2 protein-coding genes and 1 pseudogene are annotated in these 3546 nt (G+C 67.9%); 1 reads left to right on the forward strand and 2 read right to left on the reverse strand.

Annotated elements, in window-relative coordinates; genetic code table 11:
* Positions 1–145 precede the first annotated feature (145 nt).
* Complete coding sequence (locus JYJ84_RS31635; protein WP_175222304.1) at positions 146–1654, forward strand: class I adenylate-forming enzyme family protein; 1509 nt, start codon at positions 146–148, stop codon at positions 1652–1654.
* 118 nt (positions 1655–1772) lie between these two features.
* Here the strand turns inward: JYJ84_RS31635 and JYJ84_RS31640 are convergent, their stop codons facing one another.
* A complete protein-coding gene (locus tag JYJ84_RS31640) occupies positions 1773–2912 on the reverse strand; it encodes a branched-chain amino acid ABC transporter substrate-binding protein (protein WP_122944079.1) in 1140 nt (379 codons plus the stop codon).
* An 84-nt stretch (positions 2913–2996) separates the two neighbouring features.
* A pseudogene (locus JYJ84_RS31645) lies at positions 2997–3546 on the reverse strand (trifunctional transcriptional regulator/proline dehydrogenase/L-glutamate gamma-semialdehyde dehydrogenase); the annotation flags it as partial.

Below are 3546 nucleotides of genomic sequence, written 5' to 3' on the forward strand. Positions count from 1 at the left end.
CGACTGGGGCCGCATCGCGGGCGGCTTCGACCCGCATGCGATCGACGTCGCCGCGCTGCTGCAGCGCGCATACCCAGCCTGATGCCCTTTCGGATCGCTTGACAAGGCCCAGTTCGCCTTCGTTCGCCTGCCCGGAGCACCGATGATGAACCTCGTCGCCGCCCTCGACCGCGCCGCCCGTGCGACGCCCGACAAGCCGTTCCTCGTCAGCGAATCCGCGACGATCACCTATGCCGCCGCGCACGAGCGCTCGCACCGCACGGCGGCCGTGCTGAGCGCACTCGGCATCGCGGCCGGCGACCGCGTCGCCGCGATGTGCTTCAACACGCCGGCCTTCGTCGACCTGATGTTCGGCGCGTGGCGGCTCGGTGCGACGTTCGTGCCGATCAACCACAAGCTGCAGGCGCCGGAAGTCGACTACGTGCTCGAACACAGCCGCAGCAAGGTGCTGCTGTTCGACGTGGCGCTCGCGCCGGTGGTCGAACGCCTCGTGCATCCCGCGCGGCGGCTCGTGACCGAAGGCGAGCTCGACGGCGTGCCGTGCTTCGACACGCTGTGCGCAACAAGGGACGGCCTCGCGGGCATCGAGCCGGCCGACGGCGACATCGCGCAGATCCTCTATACGTCCGGCACCACCGGCCACCCGAAAGGCTGCGTGCACAGCCACCGCACCGTGACGCTCGCGGCGATGCAGGCGGCGCTCGCGATCGGCATCGGCCGCAACGAGCGCACGCTGATGGCGATGCCGATCTGGCATTCGTCGCCGCTCAACAACTGGTTCGGCGGCACGCTGTATGCGGGCGGCACCGTCGTGCTGCTGCGCGAATACCATCCGCTGCGGTTCCTGCAGGCGATCGAACGCGAGCGCGTGACGCTGTATTTCGGCGCACCGGTGTCGTACCTGCTGCCGCTCGACACGATCGACGGCTTCGCGGCGTTCGACCTGTCGAGCGTGCGCACGTGGCTGTACGGCGGCGGCCCGATCGGCCCCGCGCAGGCCGAGCGGCTCGCGCGCGCGTATCGCAGCGACGCGTTCTTCCAGGTGTACGGCATGACGGAGGCGGGCCCGGCCGGCACGACGCTGTATCCGGACGAGCAGGTCTCGAAGGCCGGTTCGATCGGCCGCACGGGCGGCCCGGGCGTCGACCTGCGCGTCGTGCGGATGGACGGCATCGATGCGCAGCCGGGCGAGACCGGCGAGATCTGGCTGAAGACCGACAGCATGATGCTCGGCTATCTCGACGATGCAGCCGCGACACGCGCCGCGTTCGCGCCGGACGGCTGGTATCGCACCGGCGACATCGCGCGGATCGATCAGGATGGCTACCTGTTCATCGTCGACCGGCTGAAGGACATGATCGTGACCGGCGGCGAAAACGTCTATTCGAAGGAAGTGGAGGACGTGCTCGGCGCGCACCCGGACATCGCCGAGGCGGCCGTCGTCGGCGTCCCGCATCCCGACTGGGGCGAGACGGTCGTCGCGCACGTGGTGCTGCGCGCGGGCAGCACGCCCGACGCGGACGCGCTGCGCGCGTTCTGCGGCGCACGGCTCGCCGCGTACAAGATCCCGCGCGAATTCATGTTCGCGCAGGCGCTGCCGCGCACGCCGACGGGCAAGCTGCAGAAGTTCCTGCTGCGCGTGCGCCGCGATTAGCCGCTTGCCCGGCCACGGAAAAAGAAAAAGCCACCCGGCCCGACGGCCCGGTGGCTATTTCGCATGATCGGCCGGGCAGCGACATGTGCCGCCGCCCGCGCGTCACATCACAGGCTGCTTACTTGCCGCCGATGCTCTTCAGCGGCTTCCACTCGCCCTTCTCGACCTTGTACATCGTGATGCCGCCGTTCTTCAGGTCGCCCTTCGCGTCATACGCGACGTGCGTCGACGTCACGCCGGCCATGTCGGTCTTCGCGAGCAGCGGCAGGTACTTCGCCGGATCGGTCGAATCGGCCTTCTTCATCGCGTTGAACATCGCCATCGCGCCGTCGTAGGCATACGGCGAGTACGTCTGCACTTCTTCGCCGAAGCGCTTCTTGTACTTGTCAGCGTACGTCTTGCCGCCCGGCATTTCTTCCAGCGGGAGGCCGGCCAGCGAAGCGATCGTGCCGTCGGCCGCGTTGCCCGCGATCTTCAGGAACGTCGGCGTCTTCACCATTTCGCCGCTCATCAGCGGAGCCGTGATGCCGAGCGTCTTCATCTGCTTGACCATCGGTGCAGCCTGCGAATCCGCGCCGCCGTAGTAGACGAGGTCCGGCTTCCCGGCCTTCAGCTTGGTCAGAATTGCCTTGAAGTCGACAGCCTTGTCGTTCGTGAATTCGCGGTCGACGATCGTCGCACCGCCGGCCTTCGCGGCCTTCTCGAACTGGTCGGCGAGACCCTGGCCGTAGGCCGTGCGGTCGTCGACGATCGCGATCTTCTTCATGCCGAGATCCTTCGACGCGAACGTGCCGGCCACCGAGCCTTGCTGCGTGTCGGACGTCATCATGCGGAAGGTCGTCTTGTAGCCCTGCTGCGTGTATTCCGGTGCCGTCGCCATCGCGATTTCCGGGATGCCCGCGTTCGCGTAGATGCGCGAGGCCGGGATCGTCGTGCCCGAGTTGAAGTGGCCGAGCATGCCCTTGATGCCGTCGTCGACGAGCTTCTGCGCAACCGTCGTGCCGGTGCGCGGGTCAGCCTGGTCGTCCTGCGTGTCGAGTGCGAACTTCACCGGCTTGCCGCCGATCTTCGGGTTCGTCGCGTTGAAATCCTCGATCGCGAGCACGATCCCGTTCTGCATATCCTTGCCGTAGTGCGCCTGCGCACCCGTCATCGGCCCTGCGTAACCGATCTTCACGTCATCCGCATGGGCCGTCCCCGCCAGCGACATGACGGCGACAAACGTCGCGCCTGCCAGCTTTTTCATCGTGTGTTGCATAGCATCTCCTTGGTACCAGGGTAAATGGAGCGGCTTCGGGATCGCCTTGCCGCTTCCTTTGTTTGATCCGAACGGCAAGGATGATCAGCCGATCGTCATCAAATTCGCATTGCCGCCCGCCGCGGCCGTGTTCACGCTCACCGAGCGCTCCGTCAGCAGCCGTTCCAGCGCGTAATCTTCCGCGTCGCCGTTCTCGAACGCGCCCACCGACACGCCCTGCACCGACACGATCGGGCCCGGCCGCTGCGCGACGTCCTTCACGAGCGTCTGCAGTTCGTCGCTGTCGCCTTCGAACAGCACCGCGTCGAACGGCACGTCGGCCTGCTTGCGCACGGCCGCGTGCGCCTTCAGCGACGCCGGCAGCGCGGCGACCAGCGCCTCGCCGGCCGCACCCGCGAACAGCGCGCGGTTACCGGTCGCCAGCACCGCCGCGAACTGCGCACGCGCACCGCCCGGCGTTGCCGCGACGCACAACACCGTGCCGCGCGGGCCGAGTGTATACGTGTTTCGCTCGCCGGTCGGGCCGCTCAGCACCGCGGTCGCACCGGCCGGCACCTGGGCCAGATAGCCGTCGCAACGCGCGGCCAGCGCCGGCTCGCGCTGCTCGATCAGCCAGTCGCGCAGCGTGGTCAGC

The organism is Burkholderia sp. LMG 13014 (assembly GCF_905232215.1).
Taxonomy (GTDB): domain Bacteria; phylum Pseudomonadota; class Gammaproteobacteria; order Burkholderiales; family Burkholderiaceae; genus Burkholderia.

What these genes read in the sequence shown, in the direction of transcription:
- JYJ84_RS31635 (WP_175222304.1), top strand. Translation starts at nt 146, where the DNA reads ATGAACCTCGTCGCCGCCCTCGACCGCGCCGCCCGTGCGACGCCCGAC.
- JYJ84_RS31640 (WP_122944079.1), bottom strand. Translation starts at nt 2,912, where the DNA reads ATGCAACACACGATGAAAAAGCTGGCAGGCGCGACGTTTGTCGCCGTC.